Genomic DNA, 16,032 nt, shown 5'->3' on the forward strand with positions numbered 1-16,032 from the left:
CGACGAGGGATATCGTCGAATGAGCCAGAGTCTGGCCGCTTAACTTAGCTGCCCGGCTGGTCGTGGATTTCAGCAAAGAAATAGTCTTTCCAGGAGGTGGGTTTGTTTTTCAGCACGCCAAGCTGTTGCAGCTTTTCGGCATAAACATAGGTGCGCTCTGGAGTAATCGTGAAGTCGATCTCGGGATCGGCGACGATGCGTTTCACCAGTTCAGGATCCAGCTTCGATTTCTCGACCCGAATATAGGTTTCAGCCGCTGCGGCTTTATCAGCTTTGATGATCTGCGAGGCTTCCTTCAGGGCTTCATAGAAGGCGCGGTAGGTTTTCGGATTCTCATCATGGAATTTCTGCGTGGTATAGAGCACGTTGAACGTTGCCTGACCGCCCAACACGTCATAAGAGCTCAGAATTTTGTGCACATTGGCATGTTCCAGCGCCTGATATTGGAACGGTGGGCTGGAGAAGTGGGCGTTGATTTCAGAACCGCCGGCAATCAGTGCCGCGCTGGCATCGGGATGGGGCAGGCTGACGGAAATCTTGTCGAAGCGTTTGAAATCCTCCGCGCCGTAGAGCTTCGCGGTTTCTATTTGCAGCGTGCGCGACTGGAAGCCGACGCCTGCGGCAGGCACGGCGATACGGTCTTTATCGCTCAGGTCGCGAATAGTTTTCACCGCCGGGTTATTGCTAAGCAAATAGTTGGGCATGGAACCGAGTGAGGCGATGGCTTTCACATTCTGACGCCCCTGAGTGCGATCCCATACGGTCAGCATCGGCGGAACGCCAGCGGAGGCGACATCCAATGCGCCAGACAGCAGCGCTTCGTTGATTGCTGTCGCCCCCGAAAGCGTGCGCCAGTCTACCTTGATATCCAGACCTTGCTGCTTGCCGTGCTTCTCTATCAGATTTTGGTCGCGCACCACATCCAGAATCAGGTAACCAATGCCAAACTGCTGCGCAATGCTGATGCTGCCTTCCGCACTGGCACCAAATGCCGTTAAGGTCAGGCCAATCATGGCGGCAAGACGCGCGAAACGCGTCGATTTTTTCGCGGGTATTGTATGGTTCATTATCGTTTTCTCATTATTAATAGTAATAGGAACTGGCAATAAAATAAGAGGAATGACAAATTATTATTTCAGTAAATAACGCGTCACGAATAATTGAGTAACGAAGGCATCCTATTTTCTTGTGACGTCGTGGATAAAGTGTTTTTTGGAATAAGTTAGAATGAATATGATTTAAATGGCAGTGAATGCGAGAAATCAAGTAAATAACGGCTTTAGATAAATATCGACTATGGATAGTCTTATTTTTCAGTTATGAATAAAAACCATCACGTTATAGTGAAAGCCAATAAAAGTGGCGATCTAATATAGAGAAAACGTATGCCTGTTTTTACGCATCATTATTTACGCGATTATTTACGCAACCGGTTGACGGATAATGACGTGGACGCATCAATTGCAGCAATTGTGGCGGACAACCTCGTCGAATCCAGCCTGAAAGGACATGATTCCCACGGCGTAAGCATGCTGCCGCGCTATCTCGAGGCGATTCGAGAGGGCGGATTGTCGCCTCATGCGCAGGCGGAAAAAACGCTGGATTTCGGCCCGCTGATCTCGTTTGACGGCCAGCAGGGCTTCGGACAGGTGGTAGCAAAACAGGCTGTGACAGAAGGCATTGCACGTGCGCAAACGCATGGCCTGGCGGTGGTCAGTTTAGCTAATGCTCACCATCTGGGGCGCATCGGCGCATGGGCGGAACAGGCCGCAGAGGTCGGGCTGGTGTCACTGCATTTTGCCAACGTGTATACCAAACCGGTGGTGCTGCCGTGGCAGGGACAGCAGGTGCGTTTTGGGACAAATCCGTTCTGTGCCGGCATTCCGGTTGAGCATGACGACCCGGTGATTCTGGATTTTGCCACCAGTGTCATTGCGGGTAACAAGGCCCGTATCGCGTGGAACGAGGGCAAATCGGTAGCGCCCGGCTGTATCGTTGATAACGAAGGTAACCCGACGGTGGATCCCCGCTGGCTGATGGAGCAGCCTCTGGGGGCACTGCTGCCGTTTGGTGAACATAAAGGCTCTGGGCTCTCGCTCGTCTGTTCTCTGCTTGGCGCGGCGTTAACGGGGGGTAAAACCGAACGTACGGCGAAAGGTGAGGGCAAGCAGATTATTAACAGTATGCTGTCCATTCTAATCGATCCGCAGAAATTAGGCGGAGCAGCAACCTATCAACAGGAAATCCCGGCCTTATTGGCGTGGGTTCGCCAATCCCGTGATGACGATGCGTTATTACTGCCGGGCGATAAAGAAAAACAAACCTATCGTCAGAGGCTGGAGAACGGCATTTTTGTCGATGATGTCAGCTGGGGGCAACTTTCTTATTTAAAGAATAACGTCGCCTGAGTGCTGAATTAATTATTTTTTAATTTATTTAACTGATTTTATTTATCCCAATGAGGGACATGTATTTGGCGCACTCGGCTTAATACGTTGAAATCACGTTTATACAAACCGCACGTCGTCATCTCAACCTGTCATTCGTATTCCAGGAGATTATTATGCACCTTGCCCGATTCCCCCGTTTGTCACTGGGGCATTTTCCGACGCCGTTGGAGGCGTTGCCGAACCTGTCTGCCTATCTGGGGGGGCCGACAATCTATATCAAGCGCGACGACGCTACAGGGCTGGCGACGGGCGGGAATAAAACCCGCAAGCTGGAGTTCCTGCTTGCCGATGCGCAGCAGCAGGGGGCGGATGTCATCATCACGCAGGGGGCGACACAGTCTAACCATGTTCGGCAAACCATCGCGGCGGCGACAAAGCTGGGGCTAAAAACCAAAGTGCTGCTGGAAAAGCGTGTGGAAGATTACGGTGAAGATTATCAGCGCTCCGGTAACGTGCTGCTGGATAACTTGCTTGGTGGTGAAATAGTCGATCACCTGCCTGCCGGTACAGACATGCAGCAGGCGATGGAAACGCTGGCGGCGTCGCTGCGTAAAGAAGGGTTTAAACCTTATGTTATCCCCGGTGGTGGTTCCAGTCCGGTAGGTGCACTGGGCTATGTCGCCTGCGCAGAAGAATTGCTGTTTCAGTCCAGCCAGCAGCGCCTGCGCATCGATCATATCATTCATGCGACAGGCAGCACGGGAACACAGGCGGGGTTGGTTACCGGACTGGTTGCGACGCACAGCCAGATTCCCCTGTTAGGCATCAGCGTCAGAGCGCCAAAAGAGAAGCAGGAAGAGAATGTTTACGCGTTGGCGCAGCGCACCTGGCAGCTGTTGGGGATTCCGGGTGAGCTGGCGCGCAGCGCAGTGCAGGTGAACAGCGACTATGTCGGCAAAGGCTACGGTATTCCAACCGAAGGCACGCTGGAAGCGCTCAGACTACTGGCGCAACTGGAAGGGATTTTGCTCGATCCGGTCTATTCCGGCAAAGGTATGGCAGGGCTGATCGACCTGATTCGCCAGGGGCATTTTCGCGCCGATGAAAACATCGTCTTTATTCATACTGGCGGTTCGGCGGGGCTGTTTGGCTATCGTCAACTGTTCGAACAGACGGCGGCACAATGAGTACACCGCTGATTGGCGTGCTGGGCGGCATGGGGCCGCTGGCAACGGTCGATTTGCTGCATAAAATCATTGAAGAAACGCCCGCCAGCCGCGATCAAGATCATGTGCCAGTGGTGGTCTGGAATGTGCCACAGATTCCCGATCGTCAACAGGCGCTGGCAGGAACGGGTGAATCACCGTTGCCGACGCTGTTGCATGCTATCCGGCAGCTTAATTGTCTATCAGTCAGCCATATCGTGGTGCCGTGCAATACGGCGCATCATTGGTTTGACGCGCTGGCTGAGGCAAGCCATGCGCCGCTGGTGCATATTGCCGACACCACGCTGCACGCCATTGCACAGTCTTTGGAGATGAAGCAAACGCCGCACAAGATGGGTCTGATAGCGACACACGGGACGCTCAACGCCGGGTGGTATCAGCAGCGTTTTGCCGCGCAGTTAGAGGCTGAAACCGTGGTGCCGAATGAGCAGGAGATGACGACGCTGTTTGTTCCAGGGTGCTATGCGGTAAAACGTGGCGAGCTACGACAGGGTGGACGCTTACTGGATCAGCTTGCTGAACAGCTGGTGGTGCGAGGAGCAGAGTGTCTGGTGCTGGCCTGTACGGAAGTGCCTCCGGCGCTGGAGGTGGTGTCGTCACGCTGGCGTGACATCAGTATCGATCCAACACGCGCGCTGGCACAGGCCTGCGTGCGCATCTGGCAACAGAAATGAAAACACCCTGTCAGCGGCTGCTAGTAGGGTGTAGCGACTATCGCATGAAAGCCGCCCATTGCTGAGCGACTTTTCGGCTGATTACAGGAAGCCGTACATGGCGGCGAATACCCAGCCAAAGATACAGGAGGTGGTTACGCCAATGAGTCCCGGCAGGATGAAGCTGTGGTTGATAACGAAGCGGCCAATCTTGGTGGTGCCGGAGCGGTCAAACTGGATAGCAGCCAGATCGCTTGGGTAGGTTGGCAGAATGTAGTAACCATAACAGGCGGGTGCGGATGCCACGATGTACGCGGGATCCACGCCGATAGCCAGCGCAACCGGAACAATCGCCGCCAGCGCTGCCGCCTGCGAGTTTACGAACTTCGAGACAATCAGCAGGATAATGGCGTAAGCCCAGGGATACACTTTCACCAATGAACCCAGCGTCGCTTTGATCTCTTCCAGATGCGCGCCAAACATGGTTTCCGCCATCCAGGCAATACCATATACCGCGACGATGGCGATCATCCCTGAACGGAACACCTCATTCTTCGAGATGGATGACGGATTGGTTTTGGTCGCAATAATGATGATGGCACCAGACAGCAGCATAAACATCTGAATGACCAGCACCATCGACAACGGCTTCCCGCCAAAGGCCGGACGTAGCCCTTCAACGGCACCCAGAATCGCTACCGCCGCGATGGTTGCCAGAAAGATCCACATAGCGACCCAGTTGCTGCGTGGCAGTTTTCTGTCCAGCAGGGTGGCGGTATCACCATACACATACTGTTTGTTTTCTGGGTCGGCGATGAATTTCTGAAAATCCTCATCCTTGTCCAATTCCTTACCGCGGAACCAACTGAAAATCCCAATTGCCAGAATACCCAACAGGGTAGAAGGGATGGTAATAGACAGCAGGTCGAGGAATCCCAGATGTTTACCCTGGAAGGTGAAATTCGCCAACATGGCGACCAGCGACACCACCGCAACAGACACTGGGCTGGCGATAATCCCCATCTGGGCACCAATGGAACTGGCGGCCATCGGCCTTTCTGGGCGGATATTATTCTTGATGGCGACATCATAAATAATCGGCAGAATGGTATACACCACGTGGCCGGTACCACACAGGATCGTCAGAATACAGGTGACGAACGGTGCGATAATCGACACGTATTTCGGGTTACGCCGTAGCATACGTTCCGCGATTTGCAGCATGACATCCAGCCCACCCGATGCCTGAAGCGTTGCCGACGCGGCCACCACGGCAATGATGACCAGCATGACATCGACGGGAGGTTTACCCGGTTGCAGTTTAAAAATAAAGACCAGAATAACAAGTCCAATCCCGCCTAATAAACCCAGCGCGATCCCGCCTTTTCTTGCCCCGTAAAAAAGGCAGATCAGGACAATGACTAATTGAATGATGAAGTCCATAGTAGCCCCATTGCATTGCTTTATAAGATGAACTAATTAGTTAGAATTAAAATAAGTGAGTTTTTACTGTGGGTACTATATGGACGGGTTGTTATTTATTTTCTTGATCTAAATCTATTAAATTTTATCTTTGCCTGCTTTACTGAAAATAAAAGATCTCGCTCGCAATAATGGAGATTTTTTGGTTTCTTTAGTTATTTAAGTGTGACTTTAATTTATTAAAGATTATTTTATGCGTCAGTTGGCGAAATTGTTAATGAATAGCGAGGTGTTTTTAAAAGTGATTAAATTATTGTTCTTATTTTGTTGTGTCTTTTTTATTTTATTTTTTATTTTCGTTAACGATTGCCGTAAAAAATTATACTTTAATGTCATTTCATCTACCTCTAATGAGGTATTTTTTGCTATTGTGTTGTTTTTAAATGATTAGGTTTAAAAATGATAACATGAATCCCTTTTTGACAATGAAGTCAACGCCAGGTCGTCGAGAGATTGTCGGTAAATAAAAATGACTGTCGCGCTACCGCTATTTACACCAGAAATATAGCTGACGGATTTACAGCGATTTTCACATCGAATGCGAAGCAAGACAGCTTTTATAGTGTGATTGGTTATTAATATAAAATCTTTATAAATATTTTATAATATCTGGAGGCGGCTTATTTTCCTTTCTAATCGGATATGGCCGCACATTCGCGTTATCTCCAATGTTGTGTTCTGAATTCACGTCGTTAGCGGTGTACGAAATAGGTCGCTAACTGATGCAACGTCTGTTCGTCAAGCGTTCCGGCGTAGTAGCGCAGTTGTAGCCACGCCGTCAGCCAGGTATAACGCGCTTCAGTCAGATCGCGCCGTGCACCATAGAGCTGCTGTTCGGCGTTCAGCACGTCAAGATTCACGCGCTCTCCGCCCTGAACGCTTTTCTGGGTGGCGGTAACCAGCGCCAGCGCCGACTTTTCCGCTAGTTCATAGGCGCGGATTTTCGCCTGACTGCTGGTGACCAGATTAAACTGGCGGCGCAGTTCCGTCTGGATTGTCGCCGTCTGTTCGTCTTTCTCCAACGCCGTCTGCTGATAGCGCTCCTGTGCCTGACGCGTCGCGGCAGAGACGCCGCCGCCGGCAAAAATCGGTACGCTGACGCGGATGCCAATCGATCGCGTATCGTATTTTTGGTTGTAGCTGTTTTCGGTGTCTGACTGTGTATTGCGCGTGCTGGCGACCAGCGTGACCTGCGGCAGATGACCTGCCCGGTTACGCTCAATGCCGTACTTCGCCACGGCTAGCGACTGGTTGAGCGCCAGTAGCTGCGCGTTGTGACGCAGCGCCAGCGCTTGCCAGTGCTGATAGCCCGCAGGCTGAAGCGGCTGCGGCGTAAAGCGTGGCGTTAGCGCTGCAAGCTGATCCACACCAACGGGCATCCCCAGCAGCGTTTCCAGTTCACGCAGGCTGATATCCAGATTGTCCTGCGCTTCGATGAGCTGCGCTTCGGTCAGATTGACGCGCGCTTCGGTTTCCAGCATATCGGTGCGCGTGCCTTCTCCCTGCTGGAAGAGGCGTTGATTCAGCTGATATTGCTCGCGATAAGCGCGCTGCTGTGCCTGAACCAGCGCAATCTGCTCGCGGCTAAATAGCACGTTGGCGTAAGCCTGGAACAGACGTACCAATAACTGCTGGCTGGCATCGCGTAGCTGTTCGTCTGCCAGCACGGCGCTGGCTTCACCCTGCTGATAGCGTGACCACGCCGCGTAGTCGATCAGCGGTTGTTGCAGAGAAAAGCTGGAAGCCCGACTGGTGTAATCCCGTTCTGAGTGCTGGCCACCTGTCGTCACTGTGGAATCGTTACGGGACTGGCTGTAATCATAGGTGACTTTCGGCAACAGCCCGGCGCGCCCGATGTTTTTCTCTTCGCTATCGGCATTACGCGCATGTACAGCGGCCTGAAAAGCGGGGTCGTGCGTTAACGCATGTTGCCAGGCTTCCATTAACCCTAATGCCTGACTCGGTGTGCTGTAGAGCAGCGTGAAAACAAGGGAAACGGCATAGCTGGAGCGGATCGCCACGCGATAAACGGATGAATGGCGCAGCATGATTACTCCTCGGTTAGTGCCAGATGCAGGCGATCGGAAAGCGGTTTGAACAGGTAGTTGAGCAGGGAGCGTTCACCGGTACGAATAAAGGCTTGCACCGGCATACCGGGGCGTACGTCTAGCCCGGCAAGCTGTTGCTTACCCTGTTCATCGACGTGAATACGCAGGGCGTAATAGGGTTTTCCGGTCTGCTGCTCGACGAGTTGGTCGGCACCGATGAGTGCGACAACGCCAGAAATACGCGGTGTGGTGCTTTGGTTGAACGCAGAAAACAGCAACTCGACCGGCAGCCCGTTATTGACTCTGTCTACCAGCTCGATAGGCAGCTGCGCGTCAATCAATAGCGGTTGCCCATCAGGAACAATCTCCATCAACATCTGCCCACTATTGACCACGCCGCCTTCGGTATGCAGCGCCAGCCCGACGACTGTACCGCTGGCGGGCGCGCGAATATGCGTGTGCTGAAGTTCATACTCCGCTGTTTTCAGTCGCTGGGTGAGATCCTGAATGGAACGCTGGGTATCGGCGAGCTGGGCGCGTACCTCTTTCTGATATTCGTTCTGGCGCTGTTGGATCTTTTGCTCCAGTTCGACGACCTGCTGCTGAAGCTGCACCTGATTATTCCGTTCCTGAGCAATTGCGCCTGCCAACTGGGCAGCCTGCCGCTCGACGTCCAGCAGGCGGTTACGGGCGATATAGCCTTCCTGCGCCAGCGGACGCAGCCCGCGTAGCTGCTCGCTGATAATCTGAAATTGCGTTTGGCTGCTAGCCAGCAGTGCCTGTGAACCCTGCGACTGCGCCTTTGCCCCGATGATGGCAGCCTGCATCGCCGCGCGTTCCTGTTGCAGTGCGGCGCGACGGCTGATGAAGAGCTGCTGCTGGGCGATCTGGATCTGCTGCGTGACGGTGTTGTGTGGTTCTGTGGAAGCAGGGAAAGGGATCGTACTGAGATCGTCACGTTCCGCCAGCAGGCGCGTTTCGCCCGCGTGTGCTTCCTGAAGCTGAGTGACGAGATTGTCGCGCTGTGCCTGAGCGGGTGTCTGATCCAGCGTGGCAAGAATTTGTCCGGCCTGCACGTGGTCACCATCTCGCACGCTGAGCGAGGCGATGCGTCCGCTACTGACGGGCTGCACCGCTTTGCGGTTGTCTGCGACAATGACCCGACCAGATACGGCGACGCCTTTATCCAACGGTGCCATGCCGGCCCACAGCAGCAGGCCACCAAAGCCGATAAGCACCAGCCAGAGGCCGTGCTTCAAATAGCGCCCGGCATCGGTATGTAACGGCATCGCCGCAACGTTATCCTCCACCTGAGGGAGAGGAGCGGTTGGCTGTGATGTGACTTCGCGTAACGCGGACATGATTATCCTCTTCTTTCCATGATGCTTTTCTGACGGCAGGCGTTCGTTATCAATGCGCTATGCCTCATTTATCCGGTGCGGCACGGCGCGGCGTCGGCGTGCTGTACACCATGCTCAATCCGGCGGAACCGGGCTCTTTTGGAGCAAAGGCATTTGCGGCGTCAGCGGTATTAACCGATGTAGGTTTAGGGCTGGTGGGTTTCGTCATCGGTTTGGTCAGAGAAGCATTGGCGGGCTTGGCGCGCTGTAGCTCTTTCAGTACCTGCTCCGTTGCGCCGAAATACTGAATCTGCCCTGCGCGCAGGACTAACAGCTTAGTGGCGCAGGACAGTAGGGCGGGCTTATGTGTGATCAGCACCTGCGTGCTTTTGGCCTCCTGCTGAGCGGCAATTGCGGCCAATAAGGCTTTCTCGCCGTCGTCATCCAGGCTGGCATTAGGCTCGTCCATCACAATCAGGCGTGGCTGGTTGTAAATGGCTCTGGCGAGGGCAACCCGCTGCTTCTGTCCACCAGACAGCCCGGCACCGCCTTCGCCCAGTGGTGTATCGTAGCCTTGCGGCAGCCGTAGAATCATCTCGTGCACGCCTGCTGTGATGGCAGCGGCAACGATCTTCTCTGCGTCCGGCTGAGCAAAACGCGCGATGTTTTCGGCAATCGTCCCGCTGAAAAGCTGTACATCCTGCGGCAGATAGCCGATGAAGCGACCCAAATCACCTTTGTCCCACTGATGCATGTCTGCGCCGTCCAGCCTGACTTTACCGCCGAGAGCGGGCATGGCGGCAACCAGCAGGCGGGCGAGGGTGGATTTACCTGAACCAGAAGGGCCCAGCACGCCGAGCACATCGCCGGGAGCCAGTTCAAACGTGATATTGGCGAGTATGGGGGTACGCGTGTTGGGGGCGTTAGCGCTGAGCTGTTCCACCTGAAGTTTACCTTCCGGGGGGGGCAGCGCCATGCCAGCGGCACGCGCCGGATGCGCATCGAGCAGGAGATTGACCCGTTGCCAGGCAAGACGCGCCTGCATCCACTGCTTCCAGACGCCAATGATCTGATCGATTGGGCTGAGCACGCGGCTTACCAGAATGGATCCGGCGATCATCATGCCGGGCGTGATATCCCCGTTGACGGCCAGCAACGCGCCCAGCCCCAACATCAGCGATTGAAGCGCCAGTCGGGTACTTTTCGTCAGTGAGGTAATGTTGGCGCTCTTTTCGCTGGCAACATTCTGATAATAGAGAAAAGATTTGTGCTGCGTCAGCCAGCGTTCGCGCATGGCGGGCAGCATTCCCATGGCTTCGATGGCATCGGCGTTGCGCAGGTTAGCGTTAGCCTGTTGCGTCGCCTGAACGGTGTTTTGTGCGGCTAAGGCCAAGGGTTCGCGCGTAAGTTTTTGATTCAGCCAGGCCAGCACAATCAGTATGATCGCCCCCGCCAGCGCCATCACGCCGAGCCAGGGGTGAAGTAAGAAGATCACCAGCAGATAAACGGGAAACCACGGCGCATCAAAGAAGGCGAACAGCGCGTTTCCAGTAGCGAACTGGCGCAGGGCGGTAAGATCGTTTAAGGCTTGCCCTGCTCCCGCCGTGCCGTTCCTGAGATTGCTTTCAAACGCCGCATTGTAGATACGCTGATTCAGGCGCATGTCCATCTGTGTACCGAGGCGGATCACCACTGCGCTGCGTATCCATTCCAGTAATCCCATCAGTAAGAACAGACCCAGCATAATGATCGTCAGCATTGCCAGCGTCATGGTGCTGCTGGAAGGTAATACGCGATCATAAACCTGAAGCATATAAATCGCTGGCGCCAGCATCAGCAGATTGATGACGGCGCTGAACAGGCCAATTCCCCAAAATCCCTGACGGTAGGCGGCCAGCGCGTCAATAATTTCCCTGCCTGATGAAGCCGGATGGGATGCGGGCATGGGAGGTTCCTTCTTCAATAAAGTCGCCATCGTTCTCACCGTGGTGTCCCCACAAGGTGGAAGAGGGGGAAAACGGTTAGCCGTACCGCTATTGACGCGGTTTGCCAACGGTTATTACACTCAATAGACCGCCGCGGTGCCGTGCCCGTCATATTTCACGCTGCATCCGTGCAACGCGAAATATTCAGGGGTATCTCTACTCTCTCCGTACCGCGACGGTGTTCACTCAAACGGCTAAAAGCGTCATCTTTTAGCCGTTTTCTTATGCCGCCAGCAGATCGGCGGTTTCGGCGACGCCAACGACGTCAACCACGGTATCCGCAGAAAGCGCAGCATCGGAGGTCGCCGTGGCGAAGCTCAGGCTATCCAGGCTGGCGTTAATATCGATACCGGCATTGGTCAGCGCATCCAGCAGTGGCTGAACCTGTCCGCTCATCAGACCGTAGACGACCTGATGCACCACGCCTTCACGGCCACTATCCACGATGCTGGAGAGATCCAGGCCGCTAAAGGTGACCTGAGGTTCTTGAATGGCGTATGCGGTGCCGGTGCCGCCGCTCAGACCGTCGCCGAAGGTCAGTGAATCCAGTTGGCCGTGCAGAACGTGGTTAGAGAATTGATACGCCAGATTGCCTTCGGCAACGAAGGCGGAGGTATCGTTATTCGGGCTGACCAGAGAGTATTGTGTCCCGTTATTCCAGGAGGTGCCACCGTAGAAACCTCCCGAGTTGCTGTCGGTAACGTTATCGTTGGTGTGGTTAGCATCGCCGAATAGAGAGGACCACTCGGTCAGATACTGGGAGATAGAATAACTGGAAAACTCGGTGTCATACTGAATACTTAAACTCATGTTTTATTCCTCATTAATACTCTATCTGATAAACGGAGGCGTTTTGTGCCTCCTCTGACAAACCGCGCATCGTGATGACTCGCGGTTGATTCACACGCAGGCAGCCCCTGCGAAGAATGCTTAGAAGCGATATTCCATTCCGCCCTGGATGGTTCTTCCTCTCCCCAGCGTGTATGAAATAGAATCACCATAGCTAACGATGTACGCACGATTAGTGACGTTTTCTATCGCCCCGCTGACCTTTAAATTATTCGTGATTTGATAGCTGGCGTAGAGATCGAATAGGGTATATTTGGGCCAGTCGGCGACGTAGAAATTGCCGGTTCCTCCCGCCTGATTGACCGCTGAACGATCCTGATAGCCTCGGTTGTAGCGAATCACCGCGCCGGCATCTAATTTACGATCGAACGCTCTGGTGCCAATCGTGAGACTTCCCCGATCGCTCGGCATATAGGATGACGAGCTAAAAACGGTGCCGTAGTTGCATTGCACGTAGGTGTTCACGTCATCGTAGGGGGTGGCGTAGTAATTATTTCGTCCGCCTTCGCGTATGACGACGCCACCAAGCCAAGCCGTGTTTGAGCAAAAGTCATTTTTGCCAATCATTCGGGTGTAAGTCAGGTCGGCATAAAATCTGCCCGTGTCGTAATTCAATTGATACTCAATGCCGCGGAAGCGGGTTTTTGCCAGATTATTGACATAGGCGGCGTTACCGGAACCTGCGCCAGTGCAGACACCAGGTTTAACTCGCCCGATCTCCATATTGATGTAGTTGCTTATCTTGGTATCGAAATATGCCACCTTGGCAACCAGACGATCGGATTCTGTCAGCAGTTCGCTGGCCTTAATATTGAACCCCGTTTCCCACGCAGTTGACCGTTCCGGTGCCAAATAAGGGTTGGGATATTGCGTTGATGTGGGGTGTGCGCTGCCGGTGGTCAACGTTTCGGTAATAGCGGGTGGACGCCATGATTTCCCATAATTGCTGAAGAGCTCCAGCCACGTTATTCCGGGTTTAACGGCAATAGCCACGGTGGGAGAAAGCTTGCCGGTTTCGCTATCCACCTTCCAGAGGTGAGTGTTTCTGACGGTCGGGCAGAGTGTTAGACGATTTGCCGTGCAGGGGCTATTCACCGTATACGGGAACTCGGTGATCTCCATGCCCGTTGTACCGCGCAGGCGATAGCGGTCATAACGTAGGCCGCCTTCTAACGTCAGGAAATCATCATAGTCGTAAGTCAGGTTGGCAAACAGGCTGGCGAGGGAACGATTGCCATCTGGCGTGACGCCCGCCATCGACTCACGCGTGGATTCACTGCTGGCCTTGTCGTAGAAAACGTCAAGGCCGTAGTTGGCGCTTAGCTCATGCCGAGTTGGTAAACTGAAGCGCGAGGTATTCTGTGCTTGCACGCCGTAAGTGCGCATGCGGCTGCGCGTCCAATAGCTATTATCGATGATAGTCGTACTGTAAGTGTCTGATTTATCTGTCGTGTCGACGTAATAAAGTTTGGCGCTAAAATCAAGCCAATCGCGATCGTCCGGGTTCAGGTGGTAATCCAGTGCGCTGCTACGCGACATGATGTTGCTAAACCCGCTTTTTTTCCAACCCAGTTCGGGAAACGTGGTGTTCGTTAACATGCTGGGATTGGGCGTGTCTGTCTGCGTCTGCAAATAACTGAACTGGATACGTTGGTTGGCGGGAAGATTCCAGCCTACTTTAGCCAGCCGGGAACGCATCGTGTGGCCTGAGTCAGTCACTTTGCTATGTTTCAGCGAATCGCTGGCGCGAAGCGTGTTCTCATCGCTTCCCGATGCGGTGCGAATATCGCCGATTTTGCCTTTATTGCCCGGCCAGTAATCGCCCAGATGACGTTCGCTGGCTCCGACTAAAATATCACCGCTTTCGTTACCGAGTGCGAGAATCCCGCTGCCGATAAAATGCGTTCCATTGTCGCCCGTGCTGGCGTGCAATTTTCCGCCCAGTTCTTTACCCGGCACCAGAAAATCACTGGCGCTGACGGTATTAAACGTGGCGATACCTCCGAACGCGCCTGCACCGCCCATGCCGCTTGTGGCACCTTTCTCAATCGTGGCGTGAGAGAGCAGTTCTGAATCAATATACATTTGGCCGTTACGTTGCCCGTGACCGCTTTTCTGGAAGTTCTGCCGCATACCGTCAATGTTCATATTGACGCGGCCATAATCCTGTATGCCACGAATATTCACCGAGAGGGCGGGATCTTGCTGGCTGACGCTGGAGTAAACGCCAGCGGACTGCTCCAGCATATCGGCGGCGTGGCGGGCAGGGCGGTTGTCCATCTGCTCGCGTGAGATGACGCTGATGGCGCGTGGTTGTTCGTAGATCCAGTCACCCGGATTAGCGACGGTAAACGCCCGTACTGTCATCACGTCATCTATTTTTACCGTATCGACGTTGACTGAACGAGGGCGCAGAGTAATGACGCCATTGCTGCCGATTTGGAAATCGATCGGGTTGGCACCGATCAACTGACGCAGTCCTTGATCGGGTGCGAAACGACCCTGAAGGGCAGTGGCTTGCATATTTTCCAGTTTGACGTCGGCAAAAAAGACCTGTAGCCCAGCCTGTTCGGCAAAGCGGAGCAGCGCGCTGCTTAGCGGCTGTGGGCTGATGGAAAAAGCGACGCTGTGGCGAGCCGCTTCCTGAACGTTGGCAGTCTGGGTTTCTGCTTGTGCATAGTGGAATGAAGCAGGCAGCGACAGTGCGATGCCGACGGCAAGAGAAAGTGGATTACGTTGTAACAAGCGGCTGTCTTGCTGTTGTGTTCTTTTAAACATTTTTCGCCTGGTCTGCCATTCGTTAAATTACCAATAAGCATTAATAAACAAAGGGATAATTAACCCTGTTTTTCTTAATGAAAATGATAATAAAAATCATTACCTAAATATGAAGACGGCTGAGAAGACAGAACCCGTAAAAAAATATTTAAATTTTTTCTACGGCGCGTTGCGGACTTGTGAACGTAAAGGAAGTGGGGGTGACGATCACCACGCCTGAGCGGCGTGGCAGGGGGTTAAGACAGGAGGGTAAGACAAGGGGAGAGAGGGATCAGTACAGAACGGTGACGCCGGGCAGTGAAACCGTTTTGGCACCCAGTTCGCTGGTGATGGTTTGCAATGCGCCATCCAGCTCGCTCAGTGAAAAAATGCCGCTGACCTGACGCTGACGTAGTGTTGAACTGGGAATGACGATCGTACCCGTTCGATACTGATTGATACGGGCGATCACGATAGCCAGCGGTTGTTGATCAAAGATCAGCAGGCCGCGTCGCCAGTCGCCGCGCTCGCGGCTATTCCAACCTGGAAGACGCGTCATCCCTTGTTCGGTATAGCGCGCGGCCTGTTGTTCATCAAGCCGCAGTGTTTGCCCGTTTACCGTGACCTGAACACTGTGTTCCACCACGCCGACGGTCGTGGTCTGTGAGGCATTCTGCACGATGAACTGTGTGCCCAGCGCCTGTGTGGTGCCTGAGGCGGCATCAACCAGAAAAGGCCGTTTTTCCTGTGCGGTTGTTGGGGCGACGGTGAACCAGGCGGAGCCTTGCAGCAGCGTGACGCGCCGCTCTTGTGGTGTATAAGCGAGCGCAATGGCGCTGCCTGCATCCATATCGACCTGACTGCCGTCCGGTAGCGTAACCTGTTTAACCTGATGGTCTGCACGATAATCCGAGCGCAGCATGAGGATGCCGTCGGAAAGCCACGTTGTGCCGATACTGAAACCCAGCAGCAATAACGCGGCTATTTTCCACTGTGTCGCGCGATTGACGCGTCGGCTGGGCAATGTTGCTGGCGGCTGTGGTTGCAGCATCTGCTGCTGTTCGGCGCTGAGCGATCCGAGCCCGTGCCAGAGCCTCCCTGCTTGTTCCAGTGCGTGGCGATGGCGCGGATCCTGTGTCAGCCAGCGCTGGAATGTTAGCTCCTGTTCATCGTCCAGCGGCGCTTCGGCCAAACGTATGGCCCACCGTGCTGCCTGCTGATGGATTTCAGGGGGATAATCGTTCATGTTGTAGGCCTGGAGTAGGTAGGGTCTCTAAATAAGTAGACGTCTGACGGCAATAA

11 protein-coding genes are annotated in these 16,032 nt (G+C 53.9%); 3 read left to right on the forward strand and 8 right to left on the reverse strand.

Features of this window, described 5'->3' with window-relative positions; all coding sequences use genetic code 11:
• Positions 1-44: 44 nt before the first annotated feature.
• Positions 45-1,067 carry an ABC transporter substrate-binding protein gene (locus tag O1Q74_RS08120; RefSeq protein WP_271877828.1) on the reverse strand — a complete coding sequence of 341 codons (1,023 nt, stop codon included), beginning with the start codon at positions 1,065-1,067 and terminating at the stop codon, positions 45-47.
• Positions 1,068-1,385: 318 nt separating this feature from the next.
• Between O1Q74_RS08120 and O1Q74_RS08125 the strand changes: the two genes are divergently transcribed.
• The 3 genes from O1Q74_RS08125 (at position 1,386) to O1Q74_RS08135 (ending at position 4,290) form a co-directional block, all read left to right on the forward strand.
• Positions 1,386-2,408, forward strand: coding sequence for a malate/lactate/ureidoglycolate dehydrogenase (locus tag O1Q74_RS08125; protein WP_271877829.1), 1,023 nt, complete (start codon positions 1,386-1,388; stop codon positions 2,406-2,408).
• 155 nt (positions 2,409-2,563) lie between these two features.
• Positions 2,564-3,577 carry a D-cysteine desulfhydrase gene (locus O1Q74_RS08130; protein WP_271877830.1) on the forward strand — a complete coding sequence of 338 codons (1,014 nt, stop codon included), beginning with the start codon at positions 2,564-2,566 and terminating at the stop codon, positions 3,575-3,577.
• Positions 3,574-4,290 carry an aspartate/glutamate racemase family protein gene (locus O1Q74_RS08135; protein ID WP_271877831.1) on the forward strand — a complete coding sequence of 239 codons (717 nt, stop codon included), beginning with the start codon at positions 3,574-3,576 and terminating at the stop codon, positions 4,288-4,290. Before O1Q74_RS08130 ends, O1Q74_RS08135 begins: the two co-directional genes overlap by 4 nt.
• An 81-nt stretch (positions 4,291-4,371) precedes the next feature.
• On the opposite strand, the gene O1Q74_RS08140 is transcribed toward O1Q74_RS08135, so the two are convergent.
• The 7 genes from O1Q74_RS08140 to O1Q74_RS08170 form a co-directional block, all read right to left on the reverse strand.
• Positions 4,372-5,712, reverse strand: a complete 1,341-nt coding sequence (locus tag O1Q74_RS08140; RefSeq protein ID WP_271877832.1) for an anaerobic C4-dicarboxylate transporter — start codon at positions 5,710-5,712, stop codon at positions 4,372-4,374.
• Positions 5,713-6,443: 731 nt separating this feature from the next.
• Positions 6,444-7,799, reverse strand: coding sequence for a TolC family outer membrane protein (locus O1Q74_RS08145; RefSeq protein WP_271877833.1), 1,356 nt, complete (start codon positions 7,797-7,799; stop codon positions 6,444-6,446).
• A 2-nt stretch (positions 7,800-7,801) separates the two neighbouring features.
• On the reverse strand, positions 7,802-9,160 hold the full coding sequence (locus tag O1Q74_RS08150) for an HlyD family type I secretion periplasmic adaptor subunit (RefSeq protein WP_271877834.1): 1,359 nt from the start codon (positions 9,158-9,160) through the stop codon (positions 7,802-7,804).
• A 64-nt stretch (positions 9,161-9,224) separates the two neighbouring features.
• Positions 9,225-11,084, reverse strand: a complete 1,860-nt coding sequence (locus O1Q74_RS08155; protein ID WP_271877835.1) for a type I secretion system permease/ATPase — start codon at positions 11,082-11,084, stop codon at positions 9,225-9,227.
• Positions 11,085-11,346: 262 nt separating this feature from the next.
• A complete protein-coding gene (locus O1Q74_RS08160) occupies positions 11,347-11,934 on the reverse strand; it encodes a heme acquisition protein HasA (protein ID WP_271877836.1) in 588 nt (195 codons plus the stop codon).
• Between the two features lie 120 nt (positions 11,935-12,054).
• Entirely contained in the window at positions 12,055-14,751 is a 2,697-nt protein-coding gene (locus tag O1Q74_RS08165) for a TonB-dependent receptor (RefSeq protein ID WP_271877837.1), read from the reverse strand.
• A gap of 271 nt (positions 14,752-15,022) precedes the next feature.
• Positions 15,023-15,976: a FecR family protein gene (locus O1Q74_RS08170; RefSeq protein WP_271877838.1), complete on the reverse strand. Its 954-nt coding sequence runs from the start codon at positions 15,974-15,976 to the stop codon at positions 15,023-15,025.
• Positions 15,977-16,032: the final 56 nt, after the last annotated feature.

Source organism: Pectobacterium sp. A5351 (genome assembly GCF_028335745.1).
Lineage (GTDB): Bacteria > Pseudomonadota > Gammaproteobacteria > Enterobacterales > Enterobacteriaceae > Pectobacterium.